The sequence below is a fragment of the Serratia sp. YC16 genome, from assembly GCF_009707615.1.
In the GTDB taxonomy this organism is placed as follows: domain Bacteria; phylum Pseudomonadota; class Gammaproteobacteria; order Enterobacterales; family Enterobacteriaceae; genus Serratia; species Serratia surfactantfaciens.
Genome location: NZ_WLYN01000002.1, coordinates 528,939 through 555,154, shown reverse-complemented (window position 1 = coordinate 555,154; position 26,216 = coordinate 528,939). Strand labels below are relative to the sequence as shown.

Below are 26,216 nucleotides of genomic sequence, written 5' to 3'. Positions count from 1 at the left end.
TGAGGCTGTCGCGGTTCAGCTGTGCATGGTCGTGTCTAATCGCGATAAAATATGTGAAAATGTAAACAAAATACCCGATTGAAAAATTTTGACACAACCTGTGCCGTGTTCAACACTTAGAGCTACGTCACTTTATAAGGAGATAATGATGAAATTTGGTCTGGTGGTTGCGGCGTTGATCAGCATCAGCATGCCTGCCGCGGCTACGACCCTGAAACTCTCCCCGGACATCGACCTGCTGGTGGTCGACGGCAAGAAAATGACAGGTTCGTTGTTAAAAGGCGCCGACAGTCTTGAGCTGGATGGCGGGCAGCATCAATTGCTGTTTAAAGTGACCAAAACCCTACATTCTGGCCAGCATGCGCAAACCTACGCATCCCTGCCGCTGATCGCCACCTTCAATACGCAAAAGATCAGCCAGGTCGCGATCGAAATTCCGCGTATTGAGAACGATCGTGACGCGCAACGCTTTGACAAAACGCTGAATTACCTGGTGGTGGACAAAGGGGGCAACGCCCTGCCGTTCAAACAGGATGTGCTGCATCCCGACAGCGTGACTTTCAATGCCGATTTGGAAAAGGTGATGACGGATTACAACCGCCAAAACCGCCCGGCCTCCGTCCCAACCTTCGTGCAGACGAACGCCGGTAATGCCCCGGTATCCCCCCAGGCCAACTCACCGTTGAATGCCCCGACGGTGACGCTGAAAGGCGAAAACGTATCGGAGCAGATGCTGCAATACTGGTTCCAGCAAGCGGATAAGGAAACGCAAAAGCGTTTCCTGCGCTGGGCCAATAAGCAGCCGGTGCGCTGAACCCGCCTCGGCGCCTTTACCCGCAAAGGCGCCGTTTCTTCGCATTTTCTGGCGCAAACGCTAGGCAGTGAAAAACAGTTTCAGTAATCTGTCGCACATCCCCGATTAGCGAAGGACATCGAGATGGAATTGACCACCCGCACTATCGCCGCGCGCAAACACATTGCGCTGGTGGCGCACGATCACCGTAAACAGGCCCTGCTGGAGTGGGTAGAAAGCCACAAAACCATTCTGGCGCAGCACCAGCTGTATGCTACCGGCACCACCGGCAACCTGATCCAGCGCGCCAGCGGCATTCCTGTCACCAGCATGCTAAGTGGCCCGATGGGCGGCGATCAGCAAGTCGGCGCACTGATTGCGGAAGGCAAGATAGACATGCTGATCTTCTTCTGGGATCCGCTGAATGCGGTGCCGCACGACCCGGACGTGAAGGCGTTGTTGCGGCTGGCGACCGTATGGAATATCCCGGTGGCCACCAACCGCTCAACCGCGGATTTTCTCATTGACTCTCCGCTGTTCAAAAGCGAAGTGGAGATCGCCATCCCCGACTATCAGCGCTATCTGCAAGATCGCCTGAAATAGTCCTTGCGGCCTGACGGCCGCCAGGCCGGATGCTTAAGGCTTTTTCTGCGCCGGGACGCCAAGCTCCCGCAGGTGTTCAACGAACACCGAAGGACGCTCAGGATCCTGTAACAGCCAAACCTGATGTTTGGCGCGAGTCAATGCGACATACAGCAGGCGGCGCTCTTCAGCATCCGGGAAGTCCTCCGGCTGCGGCAGCAGCACCTCTTCCAACACCGACTCACGCGCCACGGCAGGGAAGCCGTCACGCCCGTCATGCAAACCGGCGATGATGACGTATTCCGCCTGTTGCCCCTTGCTGGCGTGGATGGTCATAAACTCCAAATCCAGCTTGGGCCAGCGGGTGGCCGCTTTCGCCAGCGCTTCCGGTTTCAGATGGTGATAACGCGCCAACACCAGGATACGCTCATCCGGCTTGGCATAACCGCTCAGCTTGTCCAACAAGGGCTCCAACTGCTCGTGCGGCAAGATCGCCACCGACTTTTTATTGCCCTTGCTCAGGCTGTTGAGCGGTTTTTTCAGCTGATGCGGATTCTGCTGCACGAACCGGTTAGCCACCTCGCCGATCCGCTCATTGAAACGATAAGTGGTATCCAGCGCGCACTGCGCCCCTTCGCCGAAGTTCGTGGCGAACGCTGTGGTTAACGTCAATTCTGCGCCGCTGAAGCGATAAATCGCCTGCCAATCATCGCCCACCGCAAACAGGCAGGTCTGTTTGTTCTGCCGGCGCAGCGCTGCCAGCAACAGCGCGCGCTGCGGCGAGATATCCTGAAATTCATCGACCAGAATGTGTTTCCACGGGCTGACGAAGCGCCCCTTGTCAAGAATATTGACCGCCTGATGGATAAGGCCGGAGAAATCCACCGCCCCCTCCTCTTTCAAGGCGCTTTTCCAGGCCTTAAGCAGCGGTGCCATCAGCCGGATACGTTTCGAGAACAGATCGCGAATCTCTTCATTCGCCTGCTCAATCATTTCCGCCTGGCTGCCGCCGTGCGTGCGCATCAGCCCCAGCCAGCGCTCCAGCCGGCCCGCCAGCCGATCCGCCAGGCGTTTATCCTGCCAGAAGTCGCCTTCCGGCACGTCCCATTCCAGCTCTTCAGTCAACCATTGACGCCACCCCTTGGCCTGGGCTTTCTTCTCCGCACACTGCTGACGCCAGTGGGCAATCAGCAGCTCTTTGCGCGCTTTGGCGTCGGTTTCCAAGCGGCTGATGGCAGGTGCTTTACGACTGCCCTGCTGAATGATTTGCAGCGCCAATGCATGAAAGGTTTTGGCCTGAATGCCGACATCACCCAGGCGTTCTTTAATACGGTCGTTCATTTCACCGGCGGCCTGACGGCCGAACGCCAACAGCAAAATTTGGCCCGGCTCCGCCTCCTGACGACGCAACAGCCAGCCGGCGCGCGCCACCAGCACTGACGTTTTGCCGCTGCCGGCACCGGCCAGCACCAGCACGGAATCCTCGCCATTGACCACCGCACGGCTCTGAGAGTCATTGAGCGGCGAACTCTCGACGGTCTGGAAGAAGTCATGGTGCTGCTCCAGCATGCGCTCGGTCCATTGCCGGTTGCGTTGGTCGACGCTGCGCTGCCCTTGCTGCAGCCATTGCAGACACAGCTGATAGTCGGCGCGGCAGTTATCGAACGCCTCCAGGCGCGCCACCGGCATCGGCAGCGCGGAGAAAGCCTCGCGAATTTGCTGCTGCAGCTTGCCCAACTCAGACTTTTTGAACCACTTATCTTGTTGCTCGATGCGCTGGATCAGCGCCACCTGCTGTTGCAGCACGCCGGCGCTGATCTCGCTCATTTCGGCGCTCCACTGCTGCCACGCCTGCTGCAGATAGTGATAAAAACGCTGCGTTTCCTGCCATTCGGTGCCGTGCAGCCGCACCACTTTTTCGTCCGGCAGCTCAAATTCCAGCTCGCCCCAGACGATGCCGCGCTTGCACCTGACCTGAATCAATTGATTGAAGGGGATCAGGTATTCATGTTTTTCCCCGCTCACCTCAACACCGGCGTGCAGCAACCGCACGCGGTTATAAGGGTGCTGAGCCAGGTGTTTCCCCAGCGATGTCGCTTTAAGTTCCATATCGTCGCGCCATGACTATGTTGAGATTAAATAACGGATATCTGCCAGTTTACCTGCGATAAGCAGTGGCACTCTAGCGCTAAAAAAAGGGTAGAATAGATTTTGCGTTTTTATCGTGAATACGCCCGCATCGCGGTTTGGCCATCATTAGAGCAGAATGACGTCTATGCGTACTGTACTGAATATTCTTAATTTTGTGTTGGGCGGTTTCGTCACCACGTTCGGCTGGCTCATCGCCACGGTGTTCAGCGTGCTGCTGGTCATCACATTGCCGCTTACCCGCTCCTGCTGGGAAATCACCAAGCTGTCACTGGTGCCGTTCGGCAACGAAGCGATACACGTCGATGAACTGTACCCGGAGAAAAGCAATACGCTGCTTTCCGCCGGCGGTTCGCTGCTCAACATTATCTGGCTGGTGCTGTTCGGCTGGTGGCTGTGCCTGTCGCACATCGCCGCCGGTATCGTGCAGTGCATTTCGATCATCGGCATTCCGGTCGGCATCGCCAACTTCAAAATTGCCGCCATCGCACTGTGGCCGGTGGGACGCCGCGTCGTCTCGGTAGAAATGGCTCAGCAAGCCCGTATTGAGAATGCTCGCCGCCAATATCAACAGCGTTAATTTTTTCTCCGTTTGAGGAGTTTTTCGTGCTCTCTTTTGCACCCGCAGTTCGTCGATATACCTACAACAGCAACCTGCTGTACCACCTGCGCATCCTTATTGCGCTGACCGGCACCACCGCCGTTCCCTGGTGGCTGGGCATTCCCAAGCTGACCATCCCGCTCACGCTGGGCGTGGTGGCGGCGGCCCTGACTGATTTGGACGATCGCCTGGCCGGCCGGCTGCGCAATCTGCTGATCACCCTGGTATGTTTCTTTATCGCCTCCGCCTCGATCGAGCTGCTGTTCCCCTATCCCTGGCTATTCGCCCTGGGCTTAACCACGTCGACCTGCGGTTTTATTCTTCTTGGCGCCCTGGGGCAACGTTACGCCACCATCGCCTTCGGCGCGCTGCTGATCGCGGTTTACACCATGCTCGGCACCGCCATGTACGATGCCTGGTATCAACAGCCGCTGCTGCTGGTGATCGGCGCACTGTGGTATAACCTGCTGACGCTGGCAGGCCACCTGTTGTTTCCTATCCGGCCGCTGCAAGAGAACCTGGCGCGCTGCTACGATCAATTGGCCAACTATCTGGACGCCAAAGCCAACCTGTTCGATCCCGATGCCGAGCGCGACGCCGACCTGCCGTGGATGGATGTCGCGATGGCCAACAGCGCCTTGGTTGCATTGCTCAACCAAACCAAAGCCTCGCTGTTGACGCGCCTGAAAGGCGATCGCGGCCAGCGCGGCACTCGCCGCACCTTGCACTACTATTTTGTCGCCCAAGATATCCACGAACGCGCCAGCTCTTCCCACGTTCAGTATCATGCGCTCAGCCGACAATTCCGACACAGCGACATTCTGTTCCGCTTCCAGCGGTTGCTGAGCATGCAGGCGCGCGCCTGTCGCCAGCTGGCGCAATCCATCCTGCTACGGCAAAAGTACCAGCACAACCCGCGTTTTGAGCCGGCGTTCAACCGCATTCAGGAGGCCTTGACGCGCATCGCCGAAACCCAGGGCAATGCCGAGCAAGCCAAGGCGTTGGCGCATCTGCTGAAAAACCTGCATGCGATCGATGCGCAGTTGGCCAATATCGAATCAGAGCAGACATTGGCCAGCGGGCAGGCGGAAGAGAACAGCCTGGCCGACGACCGCTTAACCGGCTGGAGCGACATCCGCCTGCGCATCAGCCGCCATTTGACGCCCCAATCGGCCCTGTTCCGTCACGCCATCCGCATGTCGGCAGTGCTGTGCGTAGGCTACGCCTTCATTCAATTCACCGGCATGCAGCACGGCTACTGGATCCTGTTGACCAGCCTGTTCGTCTGCCAGCCGAACTATAACGCCACCCGCCGGCGCCTGGCGCTGCGCATCATCGGCACCCTGGCCGGCATACTGATCGGTTTGCCAATCCTCTATTTCGTACCTTCAGTGGAAGGGCAGCTGGTGTTGATCGTTATCACCGGCGTTCTGTTCTTCGCTTTCCGCACCGTGCAATATGCCCATGCCACCATGTTTATCACGCTGCTGGTATTATTGTGCTTTAACCTGTTGGGCGAAGGGTTCGAAGTGGCTGCCCCGCGCGTTTACGACACGTTGCTGGGCTGCGCCATCGCCTGGGCGGCGGTCAGCTTTATCTGGCCGGACTGGAAATTCCGCCAGTTGCCGGTGGTGGTGGATAAAACGCTGAATGCCAACTGCCGCTATCTGGACGCCATTCTGGTGCAATATCATCAGGGTAAGGATAACGGCCTCGCCTACCGCATTGCGCGGCGGGACGCCCACAACAGCGACGCCGAATTGGCTTCGGTCATCTCTAACATGTCCGCCGATCCCAAAGCCGACAAGGCCCTGCAGGAGGCGGCCTTCCGCCTGCTCTGCCTGAACCACACTCTTCTGAGCTATATCTCGGCATTGGGGGCGCATCGCGAGCGGCTGGGTACCCCCGCCACGCTCGATCTGCTCAATGACGCTGTGTGTTACGTGGATGGTGCCTTGCATCAGGAAGAGCAGAACAGCCAGCGGGTTGCGCAGGCGTTGGAGCAGCTGGCTGAGCGCATTCGCAAAGCCGTTCCGGAGCCGGAAAGCAAAGAACAGTTGGTCCTGCAGCAGGTGGGGCTGATGCTCGAACTTCTGCCGGAGCTCACCGCGCTGCACGCCCAAATTAATAAGGCAACCTAATGTTCAGGGCCTGATCGACGGGCCCTGAATCACCGGTTCATGTCCGTGACGGCGCATCGCCATCGTATGTTCGAACCAGCGCACCAGCTCGTTACGCAATTCGGCCGGCAACGCCGCCTGGTGATAGCCGGCTATCGCGCCCCCCAGCGACAGCAAGACTCGCAGCCCCAGATTGGTCTGCTGTTGCAGTAAACGCAGATAGCTGCGCTTGGCGCCTTGCAATCGGAGATCATAGGCGTTGCGAATGCCCGCTCGCCACAGCAGACGCTCCATATTGACGTCAATATTCGGCAGCGCCTTCAACCTGCCGTGATCGCCGGCCTTGAGCCTTTGCTCCCGGCGCGCCTCTCTGACCGCCTGCCAAGCCAGCCCGACCAGCTCGTTGCACTCGCGCCACAGCGACTCGTCGACCCAGTAATAACGCAGTGTGATCGGCACGCCCCGCTTGGAATAGACCATGTTGACCATTCCCCGTGCGCGAAACACCGGCTCCATGCTCGCCGTTGCTCGCAAATACAGCTCGCCTTCTGCGATCACGGCGAACATGACCCCTTCAGCCAGCAGGCCGTAGCCGCCAAACTGCGATCGCGTGGTGATGGCCCCCAGCGCCGCAAAGCAATTTTTAGCCTGCGCGATTCTACTCGTCGACATCCTTTTCATAGCGTTTCTCCGATTTAGGTTCTGGTCGTAATATTTCTCTCATCAATGAAAAAAGTAACGTGAACAACTAATTAGAAAAATACGCACTATCCGTCTGCCTGCCAATCCCAAACAAACCCCGGTATAAAAAATGTTCGTAATTATGCGAGCCGCTACGAAAATTTGGGTTGATCTTATCCTAAATCAGGGATACTGTATAAACATACAGTAACACGACGGGCGGGAACTCAATGCGTACTCAATCACTCTACCAACCTCATTTCGGCCAAGGCGCTTTTACAGCGCGCAACGTTGCGAAGAACACGGATGTCGGCAAAGAGAATGGCTTGATCAGTGAACTTGTTTACAACGAACGCCAGCCCGCCGTGGCTCAATTGTTGTTGCCCTTGTTGCAGCAATTGGGCAAGCAGTCTCGCTGGCTTTTATGGCTGACGCCGCAGCAAAAATTAAGCAAGCAATGGCTGCAGCAATCCGGCCTGCCGGTGGATAAAATGGTGCAGTTAAGCCAAATCAGCCCGGTAAATACGGTTGAGGCGATGGAAAAAGCGCTGCAAACGGGAAATTACAGCGTGGTTCTCGGCTGGTTGCCCGAGCTAACGGAGGAGGATCGTCTAAAATTAAGACGTGCGGCAGAATTGGGTAATGCCTACGGGTTTATCATGCGTCCTCAACGTGACATTGGCCCGACTCACGGACACTGTTCCACCCTAAAAATTCACTCTTCTTTGTATCATTAAGTAAATTTAGGATTTTTCCCATCATTTTCGCACCCCGTGAAGGGAACCTTTGCGGGGTCAGGCAGAAAGCTAGTCCGGCTGCGGTTTGGCACGAAAAAACGCCTGGTGAATCGCCGTTTTTTTAGGCGAAGAATGTTAGCAAATATGTACGATTCCGCGTTTTTTTTTAGAGCCTTATCACATCACACTTGTAACTTTCGCGCCACGTTGTAGACTTTACATCGCCAAGGTTGCTCTATAACGCCAGAAAAACTGGCGAGTAACAAACGAGGGCTTAAACCTTGGCGAAGGAATTTAACCAAGGGCTTAAAACAGCTTTAAAGCTCATTGCCTATTTGGATGATAACGAGGCGCAAAATGAAAAAGACAGCTATCGCATTAGCAGTGGCACTGGCAGGTTTCGCTACCGTAGCGCAAGCCGCTCCAAAAGATAACACCTGGTACACCGGTGCTAAACTGGGCTGGTCCCAGTACCACGACACTGGTTTCTACGGTAACGGTTACCAGAACGGTATCGGTAACGGCCCAACCCACAAAGATCAGCTGGGTGCAGGCGCGTTCCTGGGCTACCAGGCAAACCAATACCTGGGCTTCGAACTGGGCTATGACTGGCTCGGCCGCATGCCCTACAAAGGCAGCGTGAACAACGGTGCTTTCAAAGCGCAGGGCGTTCAACTGGCCGCTAAACTGAGCTACCCAATTGCTGACGATCTGGACATCTACACTCGTCTGGGTGGTATGGTATGGCGCGCAGACTCCAAAGCTAACTACGGCAACGGCACTCGCCTGAGCGACCACGACACCGGCGTTTCTCCGCTGGCTGCTGTTGGTGTTGAATACGCACTGACCAAAAACTGGGCTACCCGCCTGGACTACCAGTTCGTAAGCAACATCGGTGACGCAGGTACCGTTGGCGCACGTCCAGACAACACCATGCTGAGCCTGGGCGTTTCTTACCGCTTCGGTCAGGATGACGTAGTTGCTCCAGTTGCTCCAGCTCCAGCTCCGGCTCCAGTTGTTGAAACCAAGCGTTTCACTCTGAAGTCTGACGTGCTGTTCAACTTCAACAAAGCAACTCTGAAGCCACAAGGTCAGCAGGCTCTGGATCAGCTGTACACCCAGCTGAGCTCCATGGATCCTAAAGACGGTTCCGTAGTTGTTCTGGGTTACACCGACGCCGTTGGTTCTGCTCAGTACAACCAGAAACTGTCTGAAAAACGCGCACAAAGCGTTGTTGACTACCTGGTCTCCAAAGGCATCCCGTCAGACAAAATCTCTGCACGTGGCATGGGCAAAGCTGATCCAGTTACAGGCAACACCTGTGGCTACAAAGCTGGCCGCGCTACCAAAGCTCAGATCGACTGCCTGGCACCAGATCGTCGCGTAGAGATCGAAGTTAAAGGTATCAAAGACGTTGTAACTCAGCCTCAGGGCTAAGTTTACTCGCTTAGTAAAAAACCCCGCATTGCGGGGTTTTTTTTCGTCTTGAATTTATCCGAGCATTCAAAGCCATACGCAACCGAAGGCTCTCCCTCAGCCCCGTTTACTTGGGCTCTTTGCCGAGAATCGCCTTCAGGTCTTCTTTCAACGACGACATCTGGTTCGCATACTTCTCTTTGCGTTCAGCATCCTCGATAAGCTGCACCACGGTTTCCGACAGCGTAACGCCGCGGCGGCGTGCTAAAGCAGCCAGGCGTTGCCAAACCAAAAACTCCAAATCGATAGATTTTTTACGCGTATGCTGGTGTTCTGCGTTAAAATGACGTTTGCGGCGGGCGCGGATCGTTTGCTTCATCCGGTTATCCAGTTCCGGATTCATATGGGCGGCAATCCATGCAAGTACCTTTACCGGCTCATTTTCCAGCTTCAGCAGCTCGTTAACCGCTTCCTGAGCAGCGCTGTTTTCAATGTAGCGGGTAATGAGTTCCCCTTCCCGGTGCTTCTTCACCAGGTACTTCCATTTCCAACCGCTCTCCAGATTTTCCAGTTGCTGATATTTCATCTTGAGCTCTTCAGTGACCGCGTAACTTCAACTAAGCATAACAGCTTTGCGCCGAATTTCCCCGGCAATTAAGCCGTCTTTTAGACTGTTTTTTGCACAGTCATCGCGCGATGTCAAACTCCCTGACGCCAACTGGCACTCCGCATGTATCAAGCCGCCGTTATTCTTGTATAATCGCCCTTTCCCTTTTTAACGATTGCATCTAACACTTTGACCAATAACCGACTTGAATGGCAATCTTTATTGCCGGACGTAACGCCTTATCAGGCGATATTTGATACCGCCGCTCAGTTGGCACCCGTGCCCTTTTCCGCCATTCAGCCTCGGCTGGAAAATGCCCTGACGCTATTTTGCCACCCCCAATCGCCGCCGCGCTTTATGCTGTTGAAAGCGCAAGAAACGCGCGAGTACCTGGAGCTGATCGCTAACGCCGTCAAGCCGCTGCTGACGAAAAATACCGCATGCCGCGGCAGCCACTATGTCATTCAGGATGGTCAGGTCAGCGTAGCACCGGCCAGCCGTGGCGATGAACCTTTCGCCGCCGGCGGCGCTTGCGTGTTCCAGGATTGGATTGAACCCGAGCAGCTGTTTGGCTGCGTGCGGATCCACAATGGTGACATCACCCTGCAGCCAGGCCTGGTGCACCAGGCCAACGGCGGCATTCTGATCCTGTCGGCCCGGGCGCTGCTGGCCCAGCCGTTGCTATGGCTGCGGCTGAAGCAAATGATCGGCCAGCGCCAGTTCCATTGGGTTTCACCCGACGAAACCCGCCCGCTGCCGGTAGCCATTCCGCCAATGCCGCTGGATCTGCGTCTGATCGTCGTCGGCGACCGCCACGGCCTGGCCGATTTCCACGATATCGAGCCGGAGCTGAGTGAACAAGCGGTCTACGGTGAATATGAAGACGACCTGCAGCTGACCGAAGTTGATGATATGGCGCAGTGGTGCGGCTACGTCAACGGCGTGATCGCCGAGCGGCAATTGCCGATGCTGGCGGCCGACGCCTGGTCGCCGCTGATCGTCCAGGCGGTGCGTTACAGTGGCGACCAGGGCATCCTGCCGCTCTCGCCGGTTTGGCTTGGTCAGCAGCTGTCCGAAGCCGCTCTGTATGCCGAAGAGGATCGCATTACCGCCAAAGCGTTTGAAGCGGCGTTGAATGCCCGCGAATGGCGTGAAAGCTATCTGGCCGAGCGTATGCAGGATGAGATCGAACTGGGCCAGATCCTGATTGAGACCGAGGGTGAAGTCGTCGGACAGATCAACGGGCTGTCAGTTCTGGATTATCCCGGTCATCCGCGCAGCTTCGGCGAACCGTCGCGCATCAGCTGCGTTGTACACCTCGGCGACGGCGAGTTTACTGACGTCGAGCGCAAAGCCGAACTGGGCGGCAACCTGCACGCGAAAGGCATGATGATCATGCAGGCGTTCCTGATCGCCGAACTGGATCTGGATCAGCAACTGCCCTTCTCCGCCTCGATCGTCTTTGAACAATCTTACGGTGAAGTGGACGGCGACAGCGCCTCGCTGGCTGAGCTGTGCGCATTGGTCAGCGCCCTGTCTCAGCAGCCGATCACTCAACAGATCGCCGTCACCGGCTCCGTCGACCAATTCGGCAACGTACAGCCGATAGGCGGCGTTAACGAAAAGGTCGAAGGTTTCTTCGAGGTTTGTTTGCGTCGCGGTCTGACGGGCAAACAGGGCGTCGTATTGCCCGTGACCAACGTGCGCCACCTGTGTCTGCGTCAAGATATCGTCGATGCGGTGCGCGAGGGGCAGTTCCATCTGTGGGCAGTCGAAAGTGCGGCGGAAGCCTTGCCTTTGCTCACGGGTTGCCTCTACTCTGACGAACAACAGCCGAATCTGTTGGCGGCCATTCAGGAACGGATTGCGCAGGTCAGCCTGCAGGAACGCCGCCGTCCGTGGCCGCTGCGCTGGCTCAACTGGTTCAACCACGGCTGATCGGACTTGTTCAGCGTACACGTGTTAGCTAACCTGCGTCCTTCATTAAAATAAGGCTTACTGAGAACATGGTAGATAAACGCGATTCCTATACGAAAGAAGACCTCGAAGCATCCGGCCGTGGCGAGCTGTTTGGCGCCGGTGGCCCACCGTTGCCGGCAGGTAACATGTTGATGATGGACCGCGTGGTCAAGATGACCGAAGACGGCGGCACTCACAACAAAGGTTATGTGGAAGCGGAACTGGATATTAATCCGGACCTATGGTTCTTCGGTTGCCACTTTATCGGCGATCCGGTCATGCCAGGCTGCCTGGGCCTGGACGCGATGTGGCAGTTGGTCGGCTTCTACCTCGGTTGGCTGGGCGGCGAAGGCAAAGGCCGCGCGCTGGGCGTCGGTGAAGTCAAATTCACCGGCCAGGTGCTGCCAACCGCGAAGAAAGTGACCTATCGCATTAATTTCAAGCGCGTCATCACCCGCAAGTTAATCATGGGCGTCGCCGATGGTGAAGTGCTGGTTGACGGTGAAGTAATCTACACCGCCACCGATCTGAAAGTGGGCCTGTTCAAGGATACCGCAGCGTTCTAATCGCGCTGAAGAGAAGGCGGCCACCGCCTTCTCTTTTCAAGCCAATCGGCGGATTATCACTTTCGCCTTCAGTGTCTGAGTATCCCAATTCTCACGGCCTGCTTTACCCCCTGACTCCGCTATCTCTGCCCTATTCCTATCTGATGCGGCCAAATCAACAGCGGCTCAAACGCGCCCCTTATCATCGCCCTGACGGTTTTTTTCCTCCTGCTGTTTGCTTGCCTTTCAAGATCGCCTAATATGTCTACCTAGTAACTACAATAAATGTACTTATAAAGGAATCAAATGCAAAAAACCCGTTTTAGCGATGCGCCTTGCCCGGTTGCGCGCTCATTGGATCTCGTCGGAGAATGGTGGAGCATCCTGATTCTGCGCGACGCCTTTCAAGGGCTCTCCCGATTCGACGAATTCCAGCAGAGCCTGGGGATGTCGCCAACTCTGCTGGCCCGACGGCTGAAGGATTTGGTCGCCCACGGCATTCTGCATAAGGAACTCTATCAAACGCGGCCGGCGCGCTATCAGTATCTGCTCACCGAGCGCGGCAACGATTTTCTCCCCGTGCTGGCTGCCCTCTCGCAATGGGGTAATCGCCATCTGACCGACGGTGACATCAGCGCCCAATTGATCGACAGCCGTTCCGATCAACCGATCGAGGTACAGTTGATCAATCACGACACTCAGCAACCGGTGCCGCAACGGTTTATTACGTTGGCGCCAGGGCCGGCGGCCAGCGACGGCATACATCAGCGCGCCGAGTTGATGCGGCGCCGGCGCCTCGAAAATTTCCCAGAATTGACCAAGGAGACATCATGAACCATCGTCGTATCGTCATTACCGGCATGGGCGCCGTTTCACCGCTAGGGTGCGGCGTAGAGACCATCTGGCAGCGTTTGTTAAACGGAGAATCCGGTATTCGTCCTCTGCCTGAAGAGATCGTGGCAGAGCTGCCGGTCAAGGTGGGAGGACAGGTTCCCGAGCTGGCGCAAGATGCCGAGGCGGGATTCAACGCCGACGCTGCCGTCGCCCCCAAGGACCAAAAGAAAATGGATCGCTTTATCCTGTTTGCCATCGCGGCGGCCGACGAAGCCATTCGTCAGGCCGGCTGGATAGCCGATACGGAGGAAAAACAGGAGCGCACCGCCACCGTCATTGCCTCGGGCATTGGCGGTTTCCCGGCGATTGCCCAAGCGGTACGCACCACGGACAGCCGAGGCGCCAAGCGCCTGTCACCGTTCACCATCCCCTCTTTCCTCGTCAACCTGGCGGCCGGCATGTGTCAATCAAGCACCGCTTCAAAGGCCCGATTGGCGCCCCGGTCACCGCCTGCGCGGCCGGCGTGCAGGCCATTGGCGATGCGGTGCGTCTGATCCGCAATGATGAAGCCGATATTGCACTATGCGGCGGTACCGAGGCCGCGATAGATACCGTCAGCCTGGGCGGCTTCGCCGCCGCGCGCGCCATGTCCACTGCACCGGCCGAATTGGCGCGCCAGGCCTCCCGGCCCTTCGACAGCACCCGGGACGGGTTTGTCATGGGGGAAGGCGCCGGCATGCTGGTGATTGAAACGCTGGAACACGCGCTGGCGCGCGGCGCCACGCCGCTCGCGGAAATCGTCGGTTATGGCACCAGCGCCGATGCCTACCACATGACCTCCGGCGCTGAAGACGGCAACGGTGCCTATCGGGCGATGAAAATCGCGTTGAAGCAAGCGAACGTCGCTCCCGAGGAAGTTCAGCACTTAAACGCGCACGCAACCTCGACCCCCGTCGGCGATTTGGGCGAAATCAACGCCATCAAGCATTTGTTTGGCAGCGCCGGGACTGTCGCCGTGACCTCGACAAAATCAGCGACCGGGCACCTGCTTGGCGCCGCTGGCGGGCTGGAAACCATCTTTACCGCCCTGGCCCTGCGCGATCAGATAGCCCCCGCGACGCTGAATCTGGATAACCCCGATCCGGCGGCGGCAGGCCTGCACCTGGTCGCGAAACAGGCGGAGTCGATGAACATGACCTACGCCTTATCAAACGGCTTCGGGTTTGGCGGCGTGAATGCGAGTATTTTGCTGAAACGCTGGCGGGATGAATAAACGCTGAAACAAAAACCTCCGCCAAAGGGCGGAGGTTATTCCTTTTATTTGACAGGGAGCCGCTTAAGCGGTCACAGCCCTGTCTTCCATGGCTTCTCGCCAACCTCCCAGCCATTGAGACCGGGCGTCCACTGATGATTGGTAGGGACAATGTTCCCTGGAACGCCCTAAAATACCTGCCTGATACCCTCTCGAATGCGCCCTTTCCAGACGATCGCGTTTCTGTCTCTTCATGCCTCGTTTCCCTCATTTTGGTCTGGTGGAAAGAAAACAATGGCTGCTTTTTGCGCAGCCACGAGTAATCAATAGCGCTAAAAGAGCAGAAGATCAATGCGCAAAATTCACGCCAATGTCATATTTGTGAGCTACACACGCGGAAAAGGCTAAGTGGCTGATCTGCAGGGAAAGGATTTAACTGTTTGAAATGAAATAAAAATCCCTGCCGATGAGAAAAAAAGACTTTTCACGCCGACAGGGATTAGATGATTTTAGACCAAATTATGACTAAATGCCGCCCATCTGTGTTGCGATAGCCTGAGCCTCCTGCTGCCAGCCCTGCGCCAGGGTGCGCACCAGGGCGTCATAACCGTCCTCACCCTGTTTCAGCTCCAGGCTGAACGGCCGTTTGATCAAACGCCCCTGGCGGTTCAGCACCCACTCGCCGCGAATGATCGCTTTACCGTCAAAGCGGCCGTGGAAACCGCTGATGGTCACGTTCAGCACATCCTGATCGCTGCTCATCGGCTGCGAAGAGACCACCCAGCCCGGCAGCGCGCTGCTCAGGTTGGTGACCAGCGTTTGCTGCAGCTGCTGGTCGAGCGGGCTGGCCCACAGGTTATTTTGTGCTATCACATACTGGACGTCGTTGGTCTGATACACCACGCCGCTCTGCGCCAGATAATCCGCCACGCTCACGTGCTCCAGCCACAGCTGGCGCGTGGAGGCGCCGCTGCTGCTGACCGCCGCCGGCGCGCCCAGCGCCGGCAACTGATAGTAGGTCTTCTGTGGTGAACTGCTGCAGGCGCTGAGCAACAGCGCCAGGGCTACCGGGATCCATTTCATCATTTAGTGGCCTTCTTCGGCTGAGGGTCATTGCTGCCGGCGGCTTCAAACACCAGCGCGTTGCTCTTCTCATTCAGGGTGCGCAGCACCGGCTGCAGCTCACGCAACACCTGGTCGAGGCGCTGCATGTCGCCCACCATCTTGTTGTAAGCCGGTGAGCCAGGCTGGAACCCTTTCATGCTGCGGTTCAGCTCCAGCAGCGTTTTCTGCATATCCTGCGGCAGCGCCTGCATCTCTTTGCTGGCGATGATGTCGTTCAGCGACTTCATGGTCTGCTGCGTCGACTTCATGGTTTTCTGGCTTTCCGCCAGCGTTTTGGTCGCTTCGTTGATCATCGGATTGATCGGCATCGCGTTGATCTTGTCCAGTGTCTGCATCAGCTTCTGCTGGATCTGCGCCAGCCCGCCGCTGGTAGTCGGCATCAGTGGATAACCGAAGACCTCACGCGGCCCTTTCCACGCCTTCTCCTGCGGATAGAAGTCGAGATCGATATACAGCGAACCGGTCAACAGGTTGGCGGACTTCATCGAAGCGCGCATGCCGCGGGACTCGGCGTCTTTCAAGTGCCCTTCGATATCGAAGTTGCCGCCCAGCTGTTTCTGGAAACGATCCGGCTCGATACGGATCAGCACCGGAATGCGGTAATCGTTATCCAGACGCTGCGCCATGCCCTCTTTATAGAACGGCACCTGCGCCACCGTACCCAAACGGATGCCACGGAACTCGACCGGCGCGCCCGGCTGCAGGCCGCGTACCGAATCGGAGAAGAACAGCAGGTAGTCTTTATGCACGGTATACAGCGAATCCTGCGTGCTGCGCTGGTTGTCGAACAGCTGGTATTCCGCCTTCTCTTTCGCCTGCTCACCGCGATCCCAGCCGTCCGGCACATCGAAGCTGACGCCGCCGCTGAACAGCGTGGTCAACGACCCCATCTCCACCCGCATGCCCTGCGCCGACATGTCGAACGCCACGCCGCTGTCTTTCCAGAAGCGCACGTTGGTGGTGACCAGTTGGTCATAAGGCGCGGTGATGAACAGCTGATAGCGCATGGCGCGCTCTTTAGGATCGAAGTAACTGGTCTCCACCGACCCGACGCGATAGCCGCGGAACAGCACCGGATCGCCGGCGTTAAGCTGGCCCGATTTTTCGCTGTCCAGCACGATGCGCAGCCCTTTGGCGTCCGGGGATGCCAGCGGCGGCGCATCGAGCAGCTGATAATTGTCTTTGCCGTCTTTACCCTTGCTGCCCGGCTGCAGTTCGATATAGGCGCCGGAGAGCAGCGTACCCAAGCCGGAGACGCCTTCACGGCCGATCTGCGGCTTCACCACCCAAAAGGCAGAGTCCTGGCGCAGCAATTTCTCCATGCCGGAATTAAGGCGCGCCTGCACCATCACCTTGCTCAGGTCATCGCTCAGCGTGACGGTTTCCACCACGCCGACGTCAACGCTGCGGCTTTTGATTTTGGTTTTACCTGCTTCCAGTCCTTCCGCCGTCGTAGTGACCAGCGTCACCACCGGACCCTGATGGCTGAAGTGGTAAAACAGGATCCAGGCGCCGATCAGCGCGGTCACGATGGGAATGATCCACACCGGCGACCAGCGTTTGATCTTCTCAACGTCCGCGACGCTATGATTATTTTCCGTCACCTTGCGGCTCCTTGTTGATTGTTTCACTTGCGCGATCCCAGGTCAGCCGGGGATCAAATGTCATGGCGGCGAACATGGTGAGGATCACCACCAGCGCGAACAGCACGGCGCCCGTCGCGGGATAAATGCTCATCAACTGCCCCATTCGCACCAGCGCCGACAATACGGCGATCACAAACACGTCGATCATTGACCAGCGGCCAACGAATTCGACCACTTCATAAATCAGATGCATGCGCTCGCTGTCGGCGCGCGGCTTCTTCCTGCCGTTGGCGTCCCAGCACAGCCAGCCGATCGCCAGCATTTTCAGCGACGGCACCATGATACTGGCGATGAAAATCACCATCGCCACCGGGTAAGAACCGTCTCCCCACAGCAGGATCACCCCCGCCATGATGGTGGAGTTCATCTTGTTGCCCAGCGCCTCGGTCACCATGATCGGCATCAGGTTGGCCGGAATATACAGCATGATGGAGGTTACGAGCAGCGCCAGCGTCCATTGCAGGCTGTGGCGGCGACGCACGTAGCCCTTGGTGTGGCAGCGCGGGCAGCGCACCTGACTGGCCGGCAAGATCGCCGTGCAGCAGGCGCAGGAGCGCACGCCCTGGCGCATGCCGGTGCGTCCCACCGTCAGCGGGCGATCGAGACGCGGCGCCGGCTCGATGTCCTGCCACAGCCAGCGCCGATCTACGCACTGGAAGGCGCGAACCTGCAGCAGACAGAACAGGCAATACGGCACGAAGCTGCTGCCTATGCCGATATCGCCATAGGCCATCAGCTTGACGAAGCTGACCAGCACCCCGGCGAGGAAAATCTCCACCATGCACCAGGTCTTGAACTGGAACAGCACCCTGGCCATCCACTCTTTAAGCCCCAGCGGCAGTCGCACTTTGGCGCACAGCAGGATGATCGCCACCATGCAGAATGCCGGGATCAGCTGCACGAACACCATAAACAGCGTGGCCATGCTGGCGTAGTCTTCCGCCACCATGACTTCCGGAATTTGAATCAGCCGGATCTCGTTGCCGAGGCCGGCGACGCGCATGTTGATAAACGGGAAGATGTTGGCCAACACCAACATGAACAACGCGCTGAGCGCGTAACCGATCGGCCGCTTGCGCGGCTCGTCCCAGCGGGCGCTGAGCGTGGTTTTGCAGCGCGGGCATACCGCTTTGCTGCCATAGGCCAGCGGCGGCAGCGCCACCAGCATGTCGCATTGCGGGCACAGTATCAGGTTATCCTGCTGCTGCGCCGCCGGTGCGGAATGACTATGCTGCTGATGATTGTTGTGGGAACACACCATATTCCTCCTCAATAACGTTGCTCACCGGCACGTCGATACCGCCCGCAGCAGCGCGCGGGCGGTATCGCAACGGTCAGCCGTTTTTCATCGCTTCCAGCTCTTCCCAGCGGGCGAAGGCCTGCTCCAGCGCCTGCTCGGCGTTAGCCAGCGCAGTCAGCACCTCTTGCGTTTCGCTGTGCGGCCGCGTGAAGAAGTCGGCGTCGCTCATCTGCGCCTGCAGCGCTTCGATTTCCGCCTCCAGCTGTTCGAGCCGCTGCGGCAGCTGTTCCAGTTCGCGCAGCAGGTTGTAGCTCAGTTTGGCCGCCGCCTTCTTCGGCTGTTCGGCCTTCTTCTCCGCCGCCGGTTTGCTCGCGCTCGGCGCCGCCTGGCGAATCGGTTTCGCCGTGGCGCGCTGGTGATGCGCATCGTAGTAGCCGCCGACGAAGGCGTTGATCACGCCATTGCCTTCGAAGATCCAACACTCGGTCACCGAGTTGTCGACGAACTGACGATCGTGACTGACCAGCAACACGGTGCCCTGATAGCCGTCGATCAGCTCTTCCAGCAGCTCCAGCGTTTCGACGTCGAGATCGTTGGTTGGTTCATCGAGGATCAGCAGATTGCTCGGTTTCAGAAACAGCTTAGCCAACAGCAGACGGTTACGCTCACCGCCCGACAACGCCTTCACCGGCGTCATCGCGCGTTTCGGGTGGAACAGGAAGTCCTGCAGATAACCCAAGACGTGACGAGGGCGACCGTTGACCATCACTTCCTGCTTGCCTTCCGCCAGGTTGTCCATCACCGTGCGCTCCGGATCGAGATCGGCGCGGTGCTGGTCGAAATAAGCCACTTCCAGCTTGGTGCCGCAGTGCACGCGGCCGCTGTCGGCTTTCAGTTGACCGAGCATCAGTTTCAGCAGCGTGGTTTTACCGCAGCCGTTAGGCCCCACCAGCGCAATCTTGTCGCCGCGTTGCACCTGGGCGGAGAAACCACGCACCAGCACTTTCTCGCCGACCTGATAATTGACGTCTTCCAGCTCGAACACGATTTTGCCGGAGCGGGTCGCCTCTTCCACCTGCATCTTGGCGGTGCCCATCACTTCACGACGCTCTGAACGCTCGACGCGCAGCGCCTTCAGCGCGCGCACGCGGCCTTCGTTGCGGGTACGGCGCGCCTTGATACCCTGACGGATCCAGACCTCTTCCTGCGCCAGCTTGCGGTCGAACTCGGCGTTTTGCAGCTCTTCCACCCGCAGCGCTTCTTCTTTGCTCTGCAGATACAGATCGTAGTTGCCCGGCCAGGAGACCAGCTTGCCGCGATCCAGATCGACGATGCGCGTCGCCATGTTGCGGATAAACGAACGGTCGTGCGAGATGAAGACGATGCTGCCGTCGAACTCTTTCAGGAAGCCTTCCAGCCAGTCGATGGTTTCGATATCCAGGTGGTTGGTCGGTTCGTCGAGCAGCAGCACGCGCGGTGAGCTCACCAGCGCGCGGCCCAGCGCCGCTTTACGCAGCCAGCCGCCGGACAGCGAAGACAGTTCGGCGTCGCCGTTCAGCCCCAGCTGCAGCAGCACTTCGCTGATGCGGCTGTCGAGCTGCCACAGCCCCTGGTGATCGAGGATCTCCATGATTTGCGCCATGCGCGCCAGGTTTTTCTCGCTCGGGTCGCTTTCCACCAGGTGCGAGATCGCGTGATACGCCTTCAGGTGTTCCGCCTGCTCCGCGACGCCTTCCGCCACGAAATCGAACACGCTGCCGCCGATATTGCGCGGCGGATCCTGTTGCAAGCGCGCCACGATCAGATCCTGTTCGTAGATCACCCGGCCGTCGTCCAGCGGGATCTCTTTGCCGAGGATCTTCAGCAGCGTGGATTTACCGGCGCCGTTACGCCCGACCAGACACACGCGCTCGTTGTCTTCGATATGAATTTCGGTGTTGTCTAAAAGCGGCGCATCGCTGAAAGAGAGCCAGGCGCCGGACATGCTGATTAACGACATAGTAATTATTTTCCTTCGCCGGCGTGAGTCACCAGCCAGCAGTTGTGGATCTGACGGTTACGGGCAAAATCCTGCGACAGCGTCTTGGCGGTGATCTCTTTCGCCTCCAGACCCAACGCGCTCAGCCCTGCCATATCCATTTGGAAACCGCGCTTGTTGTTCGAGAACATGATGGTCCCGTTGCGGCGCAGCAACCGTTTCAAATCTTTCATCAGCGCCAGATGATCGCGCTGCACGTCAAAGGTGTTCTCCATCCGCTTGGAGTTAGAGAACGTCGGCGGATCGATGAAGATCACGTCGAACTGTTCGTCGGCGTTGCTCAGCCAAGACAGGCAGTCGGCCTGGATCAGCCGATGCTGGCGGCCGGTCAGGCCGTTGGCGCGCAGGTTCTTCTCCGCCCATTCCAGATAGGTGCGCGACATGTCCACCGTGGTGGTGCTGCGCGCGCCGCCCAGCCCGGCGTGCACGCTGGCGGTGCCGGTATAGGCAAACAGGTTGAGGAAGTCTTTGCCGTTGCTCATCTCGCCCAGCATGCGGCGCGCGATGCGGTGATCGAGGAACAGGCCGGTATCGAGATAGTCGGTCAGGTTGACCCACAGCTTGGCGTTATACTCTTCCACCAACAGGAACTCGCCCTTTTGCGCCAGTTTCTCGTACTGGTTTTTACCCTTCTGCCGCTCGCGGGTTTTCAGGATCAGCTGATTCGACGGCAGTTCCAGCACCGCCAACGTCGCGTTGATCACATCGAACAGGCGCTGACGCGCTTTTTGCGCATCGACGGTTTTCGGCGGCGCATACTCCTGCACGACCACCTTGCTGCCGTAGCGATCCACCGCAACGTTGTATTCTGGCAGATCGGCGTCGTACAAGCGGTAGCATTCAATGCCTTGCTGCTTCGCCCACTTGTCGAGCTTCTTCAGGTTCTTGCGCAGACGGTTGGCGAAATCTTCCGCCACCTGCACGCCGCCGGTAGCGGCGCCGGCCGGGTTTGCCGCCAGCTGATAGTTTTTCTGCACGCACTCCAGCGGGCCGTTCTTCGCCTTGAACTGGCGCTCGGCGCGCAGCTGCAGGCAGCTCAACAGCTCCGGCGAAGCGCTGAACAATGACAGCTGCCAGCCGCCAAAGGCGCTTTTCATCACGCGACCCAGCATGTTGTGCAGCGCGATCAATGCCGGTTCGCTTTCCAGACGTTCGCCGTACGGCGGGTTGCTGATCACGGTGCCGTGCGGGCCTTCCGGCAGCGGATTGGTCAAGCGCGCCACGTCACCGACGTTGAAGGTGATCAGCTCGGCGACGCCGGCGCGGCGGGCGTTGCCGCGCGCCATTTCAATCACCCGACGATCGATATCGGAGCCGAAGAAGCGAGAGGGGGTTTCCTGCAGGCCACGGCGTGCGCGCACCTGCGCTTCGGTGGTGACTTCACGCCACAGTTCGGCGTTGTGGCCGTTCCAAGCGCTGAAGCCCCAGTGTTGGCGATGCAGGCCCGGCGCGCGATCGGCGGCGATCATCGCCGCTTCGATCAAGAGCGTGCCGGAGCCACACATCGGATCGAGCATCGGCGTACCCGGCTGCCAGCCGGAACGCAGCACGATGGCGGCCGCCAGGTTTTCCTTCAGCGGCGCCTGGCCGGTAAGATCGCGGTAACCGCGCTGATGCAGGCCTTCACCGCTCAGATCGAGCGCCACGCTGGCCATATCGCGCTGCAGGAACACGTTAACGCGAATATCCGGCTGCTGCTTGGCGACCGTCGGGCGTTGGTCCAGTTTACGGGTGAAGCTGTCGACGATGGCGTCTTTCACCTTCAGCGCGCCATACTGGCTGTTGCGGATCTCTTCGTTAACGCCGCTGAAATGCACGGCAAAGGTTTTATCCACGCCAAAAATGCTCGGCCAGTCGATCGCCTGCACCCCGAGGTACAGATCCAGGTCGCTGTGCACGCGGAATTCGTTCAGCGGCAACAGAATGCGCGAAGCCAGGCGGCTCCAGAGCAGGCTTTGGTACAGAAGACGATCGTCACCCTGAAAATGTACCCCACCCTGCACCACTTTGCAGTCGTGAGCGCCAAGCGCTTCCAGCTCGCTTTTTAACAGTTCTTCCAATCCACGCGCCGTGCTGGCAAACAGAGAGTTCATATCGTGCTTATCACCAAAAAGAAAATTGTTGCGCATTATAGCTAATCCGCACCGCTTGTCATAAAGTTGCTCCCTTCTATTTAATCATCGCACGGAGATAAGGGTGATTACGCTTTCCAGACTCTACGTCCATCCGGTTAAATCATTGCGCGGTCTGCAGCTTTCTTACGCCCAGGTCGGCAGCAGCGGCCTGGCTTTCGACCGCAACTTTATGATCACCGAGCCGGACGGCACCTTTATTACCGCGCGCCAATACCCGCAGATGGTGTTGTTCACGCCGGCGCTGTTGCCGGACGGACTGTTCCTGACCGCGCCGGACGGCGAAAGCGCCGCCATTCGCTTCAGCGACTTCGCCGCCGCGCCGCAGCCGACCGAGGTGTGGGGCAACCATTTCACCGCGCTGATCGCGCCGGATGAGATCAACCGCTGGCTGAGCGGCTATTTCCAGCGCGACGTGCAGCTGCGCTGGCTGGGGCCGGAGTTGACCCGCCGGGTGAAGAAGCACCCTGAGATTCCGCTGACGTTTGCCGATGGCTACCCTTATCTGCTGATTAACCAGGCCTCGTTCAACGATCTGCAGCAGCGCTGCCCCGGCAGCATCAAGCTGGAGCAGTTTCGCCCCAACCTGGTGGTGAGCGGCGCAACCGCATGGGCCGAAGACGGCTGGCAGGTGATCCGCGTCGGCGACGTGATGTTCGATCTGGTGAAACCCTGCAGCCGCTGCGTGCTGACTACCGTCAGTACCGAACGCGGCCGCAAGCATCCGAGCGGCGAACCGCTGAGCACGCTGCAAAAATTCCGCACAGCCGACAACGGCGATATCGATTTCGGCCAGAATATGATCGCGCGCAACAGCGGCATCATTCGCGTGGGCGATACGGTGGAAGTATTGTCGACCAAACCGCCGCGCCCGTATGGCGCCGGCAAAGTGGTGGAGAGCGTGCAGGCGCCGCAAGACAGCGCGCACAACGTCACTATCGACTATGAAGGAAAGGTATTTACCGGCAACAATCAGCAGATCCTGCTCGAACAGCTGGAGCAGCAAGGCATTCGCGTGCCTTACTCCTGCCGCGCCGGGATTTGCGGCAGCTGCCGCATTACGTTGGTGAGCGGTGAGGTCGCGCCCCTGAAGAAAAGCGCGTTGGGCGACAACGGCACCATCCTGTGCTGCAGCTGCATCCCGAAAAGCGATTTAACCCTGGCGTAATCCGCCTTACACCGCCCTGTCGTAAGCCGGGGCGGCGCTTTCATCCTGCGCGCAGGGTTTCAGCCGATCGTGCATCACCTTGATGGCGTCGCCCAAAACCATGGTGCGGCCGGCCACCGTCAGCTGATTTTGCGCCAGCAGGCACAGGCTGGCGTTATCCCCGGCCTCTACCACCAGCAGGCGCGCTTCCGCGCCGCTTTCCATCACTTTCACCGCCGCCAGTTCGCCGTTTTTCGGCTGCAACGGATAGTGCTGCTGCGAGAAATGCCAGCTTTTCGGCATCAGCGGTTTCAGGAAACGGTAGGCGACCAGCGCATTCAGCACCAGCTCGGCGCGCTGCTCATGGCTGAGCTTGACCTGTTTGCACTGTTCTTCATAGGTGAAATAAAGGGCGGCGTCATCCACGCAAAAAGCGCATTCATCGAAGGCGTCCGGCGTTAACATTTTGGCCGGGAAACGTGAACGAAAGATCATACCATTAGCTAAATCCAACATTAGCCGATCGTGTTCGGCATCAAAATACCAACGCCAATTATCGTCAGGTTTTATCTTCATTTCGTATCCTTCTCGCTGCCTACGCCAACGCCGCACTCACCCTAAAAGGCGATTTTATCATCGATAAAATAGCTTAAACATCGGATAATTCCGCGAACGATATTTATGCTAACGAACAAAATATAGACGAGCCGGGGGCAGAAATAAACCCCCGGAATAAAATGAGAGGAAAAATATTAGATATGGGTAACGATATCTTTAATCAAACGCGGGCCGTGATAGATAAATCCGGAATAAATTTGCAGCAGGCTCGCGCCGGCCTCCATTTTTTCGCGCGCCGCCGTCAGCGAATCGATGCCGCCCACGCCGATAATCGGCAGGCGCCCTTGCAGTTCGGTGGAGAGACGACGAATCACCTCGGTGCTGCGTGATTGCAACGGACGCCCGCTTAACCCGCCCGCTTGCTCGCAGTAATTCAATCCCTGGATCAATTTTCGATCCAAGGTGGTATTGGTGGCGATCACGCCATCGATATTATGCCGTACCAGGCTATCGGCAATTTGGATCAATTCTTCCTCTGAAAGATCCGGCGCGATCTTTACCGCCACCGGCACATATTTGTGATGGCGCGCATGTAATTCCTGCTGCTTATTTTTAATCGCCGCCAAAAGATCGTCCAGCGCTTCGCCATACTGTAAGGATCGTAACCCCGGCGTATTCGGTGAAGAGATGTTGATCGCGATATAACCGGCATACGGATAAACTTTATCCATGCAGATCAAATAATCGTCTTTACCCTGCTCGACCGGAGTGTCTTTATTCTTGCCGATATTGATCCCAAGAATGCCGCCAAAATGGGATTTCTTAACGTTTTCAACCAGATTGTCCACGCCATGGTTATTGAACCCCATGCGGTTGATCAGGCCTTCCGCCTCAACTACGCGGAACAAGCGCGGCTTGTCGTTGCCCGGCTGCGGACGCGGCGTCACGGTGCCGACTTCCACATGGCCGAAGCCCATCGCGCCGAACGCATCGATGCATTCGCCGTTTTTATCCAGACCGGCGGCCAATCCCAACGGATTTTTAAACGACAGCCCCATGCAGCTGACCGGTTTGGTCGGCACGGACTGGCGGACAAGAAACGCTAATGGGGTGCCGGTAATACGGCTGAGCTGACGAAAGGTCACTTCGTGCGCGCGCTCCGGATCGAGCTGGAACAACGCTTTCCTGATGAGGGGGTAGTACATGGACTCTCCTGATTTCCCGGTTGCAAACCGGGGGCGTATTATCCGGTATCCCCCGCCCAATTGGAATTGATTAAAGGCAAAAAAAGCCGTTTTTACGCAATCGTTTTCTCTCTTCGCCGCCAAATCGGCGCCAATCCGCTTTTGCGCATATCCAAATCAAAAAATGAGATTTAAAAAACGCGCCCAGTTGCTGGTAGGTTTAAAACACTTCCTATTGATTTTCTAATTAAACCTAACTTTTAGTTATAAGGAGTGGCAATGCGCGTTATATCACTGGCCGGTAGCCCACGCATCCCATCACGTTCCGCCGCACTGCTCTCGCTGAGTCAGAACTGGCTGCGGCAGCAAGGCGTGGAGGTGACGGCTTATACCCTGCACGACTTCGATGCCGAAGATCTGCTGTACGCCAACTTCAACAGCCCGGCGATCAAGGCCTTTGCCGACCAGTTGGCGCAGGCCGACGGCCTGCTGATCTCCACGCCGGTTTATAAGGCGTCGTTCTCCGGCGCGCTGAAAACCCTGCTGGATCTGCTGCCGGAGCGCGCACTGGATCATAAGGTGGTGCTGCCGCTGGCGACCGGCGGTTCGATCGGCCACATGTTGGCGGTGGACTATGCGCTGAAGCCGGTGCTGGCGGCACTGAAAGCGCAAGAGGTGTTGCACGGCGTGTTCGCCGACGACAGCCAGATCCAACTGACCGGTGAAAGCGCCACGCTCACCGACGCCGTCGCCGCCCGGCTGGAAGAGGCGCTGGCCAGCTTCTACCTGGCGCTTGGCCGCCGCAAACCGCCTGCGCTGCGCATCGCCTCACCGCTGGCGACGCGCCAGACGGCCTGAAACGCCTGGAAAA

At 57.9% G+C, this 26,216-nt stretch carries 22 protein-coding genes and 1 pseudogene; 12 read left to right on the top strand and 11 right to left on the bottom strand.

Going from position 1 to position 26,216, the window contains the following annotated elements:
- Window positions 1–148 precede the first annotated feature (148 nt).
- Both GKN89_RS09970 and GKN89_RS09965 read left to right on the top strand, forming a co-directional pair.
- Complete coding sequence (locus tag GKN89_RS09970) at window positions 149–814, top strand: DUF2057 family protein (protein WP_154746885.1); 666 nt, start codon at window positions 149–151, stop codon at window positions 812–814.
- Between the two features lie 123 nt (window positions 815–937).
- Window positions 938–1,396: a methylglyoxal synthase gene (locus GKN89_RS09965; protein WP_015377363.1), complete on the top strand. Its 459-nt coding sequence runs from the start codon at window positions 938–940 to the stop codon at window positions 1,394–1,396.
- A 33-nt stretch (window positions 1,397–1,429) separates the two neighbouring features.
- Here the strand turns inward: GKN89_RS09965 and helD are convergent, their stop codons facing one another.
- Window positions 1,430–3,484 (bottom strand): DNA helicase IV, encoded by a 2,055-nt coding sequence (gene helD / locus GKN89_RS09960; protein ID WP_154746884.1) that lies wholly within the window; start codon window positions 3,482–3,484, stop codon window positions 1,430–1,432.
- A gap of 166 nt (window positions 3,485–3,650) precedes the next feature.
- Here helD and GKN89_RS09955 point away from each other — a divergent pair, with 166 nt between their 5' ends.
- Together GKN89_RS09955 and yccS are read left to right on the top strand one after the other, a co-directional pair.
- Window positions 3,651–4,103 (top strand): YccF domain-containing protein, encoded by a 453-nt coding sequence (locus GKN89_RS09955; protein ID WP_025159665.1) that lies wholly within the window; start codon window positions 3,651–3,653, stop codon window positions 4,101–4,103.
- A gap of 26 nt (window positions 4,104–4,129) precedes the next feature.
- Entirely contained in the window at window positions 4,130–6,265 is a 2,136-nt protein-coding gene (gene yccS, locus GKN89_RS09950) for a YccS family putative transporter (protein ID WP_370520189.1), read from the top strand.
- Window positions 6,266–6,268: 3 nt separating this feature from the next.
- On the opposite strand, the gene GKN89_RS09945 is transcribed toward yccS, so the two are convergent.
- Entirely contained in the window at window positions 6,269–6,925 is a 657-nt protein-coding gene (locus tag GKN89_RS09945) for a TfoX/Sxy family DNA transformation protein (RefSeq protein WP_025159666.1), read from the bottom strand.
- Between the two features lie 230 nt (window positions 6,926–7,155).
- On the opposite strand from GKN89_RS09945, the gene sulA reads away from it, so the two are divergent.
- Both sulA and ompA read left to right on the top strand, forming a co-directional pair.
- A complete protein-coding gene (gene sulA, locus GKN89_RS09940) occupies window positions 7,156–7,662 on the top strand; it encodes an SOS-induced cell division inhibitor SulA (RefSeq protein WP_074054581.1) in 507 nt (168 codons plus the stop codon).
- Between the two features lie 357 nt (window positions 7,663–8,019).
- Window positions 8,020–9,099 (top strand): porin OmpA, encoded by a 1,080-nt coding sequence (gene ompA / locus GKN89_RS09935; RefSeq protein ID WP_025159667.1) that lies wholly within the window; start codon window positions 8,020–8,022, stop codon window positions 9,097–9,099.
- A gap of 106 nt (window positions 9,100–9,205) precedes the next feature.
- Here ompA and matP read toward each other — a convergent pair whose 3' ends face one another.
- Entirely contained in the window at window positions 9,206–9,664 is a 459-nt protein-coding gene (matP, locus tag GKN89_RS09930; RefSeq protein ID WP_019454505.1) for a macrodomain Ter protein MatP, read from the bottom strand.
- 210 nt (window positions 9,665–9,874) lie between these two features.
- Here matP and GKN89_RS09925 point away from each other — a divergent pair, with 210 nt between their 5' ends.
- The 4 genes and pseudogenes from GKN89_RS09925 (at window position 9,875) to fabF (ending at window position 14,296) form a co-directional block, all read left to right on the top strand.
- Window positions 9,875–11,623, top strand: coding sequence for a Lon protease family protein (locus GKN89_RS09925; protein WP_154746883.1), 1,749 nt, complete (start codon window positions 9,875–9,877; stop codon window positions 11,621–11,623).
- Window positions 11,624–11,691: 68 nt separating this feature from the next.
- On the top strand, window positions 11,692–12,210 hold the full coding sequence (gene fabA, locus GKN89_RS09920) for a bifunctional 3-hydroxydecanoyl-ACP dehydratase/trans-2-decenoyl-ACP isomerase (RefSeq protein WP_019454507.1): 519 nt from the start codon (window positions 11,692–11,694) through the stop codon (window positions 12,208–12,210).
- Window positions 12,211–12,495: 285 nt separating this feature from the next.
- The gene (locus GKN89_RS09915; protein WP_154746882.1) at window positions 12,496–13,023 is read left to right on the top strand and encodes a helix-turn-helix domain-containing protein; all 528 of its coding nucleotides are present in this window, start codon (window positions 12,496–12,498) and stop codon (window positions 13,021–13,023) included.
- Window positions 13,020–14,296, top strand: a pseudogene (gene fabF / locus GKN89_RS09910) (beta-ketoacyl-ACP synthase II). Before GKN89_RS09915 ends, fabF begins: the two are co-directional and overlap by 4 nt.
- 63 nt (window positions 14,297–14,359) lie before the next feature.
- Here the strand turns inward: fabF and rmf are convergent.
- The 6 genes from rmf to rlmKL all read right to left on the bottom strand — a co-directional run bounded on the left by rmf (window position 14,360) and on the right by rlmKL (window position 22,417).
- Window positions 14,360–14,530, bottom strand: a complete 171-nt coding sequence (rmf, locus tag GKN89_RS09905) for a ribosome modulation factor (protein WP_004928150.1) — start codon at window positions 14,528–14,530, stop codon at window positions 14,360–14,362.
- A 270-nt stretch (window positions 14,531–14,800) separates the two neighbouring features.
- Window positions 14,801–15,361, bottom strand: a complete 561-nt coding sequence (pqiC, locus tag GKN89_RS09900) for a membrane integrity-associated transporter subunit PqiC (RefSeq protein ID WP_019454510.1) — start codon at window positions 15,359–15,361, stop codon at window positions 14,801–14,803.
- Window positions 15,358–17,004 carry an intermembrane transport protein PqiB gene (gene pqiB, locus GKN89_RS09895; protein WP_019454511.1) on the bottom strand — a complete coding sequence of 549 codons (1,647 nt, stop codon included), beginning with the start codon at window positions 17,002–17,004 and terminating at the stop codon, window positions 15,358–15,360. The genes pqiC and pqiB overlap by 4 nt, the downstream gene beginning before the upstream one ends.
- Window positions 16,991–18,307, bottom strand: a complete 1,317-nt coding sequence (pqiA, locus tag GKN89_RS09890; protein WP_019454512.1) for a membrane integrity-associated transporter subunit PqiA — start codon at window positions 18,305–18,307, stop codon at window positions 16,991–16,993. The genes pqiB and pqiA overlap by 14 nt, the downstream gene beginning before the upstream one ends.
- Window positions 18,308–18,380: 73 nt before the next feature.
- Window positions 18,381–20,285: an ABC transporter ATP-binding protein gene (locus GKN89_RS09885; protein WP_046686785.1), complete on the bottom strand. Its 1,905-nt coding sequence runs from the start codon at window positions 20,283–20,285 to the stop codon at window positions 18,381–18,383.
- Window positions 20,286–20,290: 5 nt separating this feature from the next.
- Window positions 20,291–22,417 (bottom strand): bifunctional 23S rRNA (guanine(2069)-N(7))-methyltransferase RlmK/23S rRNA (guanine(2445)-N(2))-methyltransferase RlmL, encoded by a 2,127-nt coding sequence (rlmKL, locus tag GKN89_RS09880; protein ID WP_154746881.1) that lies wholly within the window; start codon window positions 22,415–22,417, stop codon window positions 20,291–20,293.
- A gap of 103 nt (window positions 22,418–22,520) precedes the next feature.
- Between rlmKL and GKN89_RS09875 the strand changes: the two genes are divergently transcribed.
- Entirely contained in the window at window positions 22,521–23,624 is a 1,104-nt protein-coding gene (locus GKN89_RS09875; RefSeq protein WP_197667435.1) for a YcbX family protein, read from the top strand.
- A gap of 6 nt (window positions 23,625–23,630) precedes the next feature.
- On the opposite strand, the gene GKN89_RS09870 is transcribed toward GKN89_RS09875, so the two are convergent.
- Window positions 23,631–24,179, bottom strand: coding sequence for a cell division protein ZapC (locus GKN89_RS09870; RefSeq protein WP_004928171.1), 549 nt, complete (start codon window positions 24,177–24,179; stop codon window positions 23,631–23,633).
- A 176-nt stretch (window positions 24,180–24,355) separates the two neighbouring features.
- Window positions 24,356–25,366 carry a quinone-dependent dihydroorotate dehydrogenase gene (gene pyrD, locus GKN89_RS09865; RefSeq protein WP_019454516.1) on the bottom strand — a complete coding sequence of 337 codons (1,011 nt, stop codon included), beginning with the start codon at window positions 25,364–25,366 and terminating at the stop codon, window positions 24,356–24,358.
- Between the two features lie 258 nt (window positions 25,367–25,624).
- Here pyrD and ssuE point away from each other — a divergent pair, with 258 nt between their 5' ends.
- Window positions 25,625–26,203: an NADPH-dependent FMN reductase gene (gene ssuE, locus GKN89_RS09860; protein ID WP_154746880.1), complete on the top strand. Its 579-nt coding sequence runs from the start codon at window positions 25,625–25,627 to the stop codon at window positions 26,201–26,203.
- The last annotated feature ends 13 nt before the right edge of the window (window positions 26,204–26,216 follow it).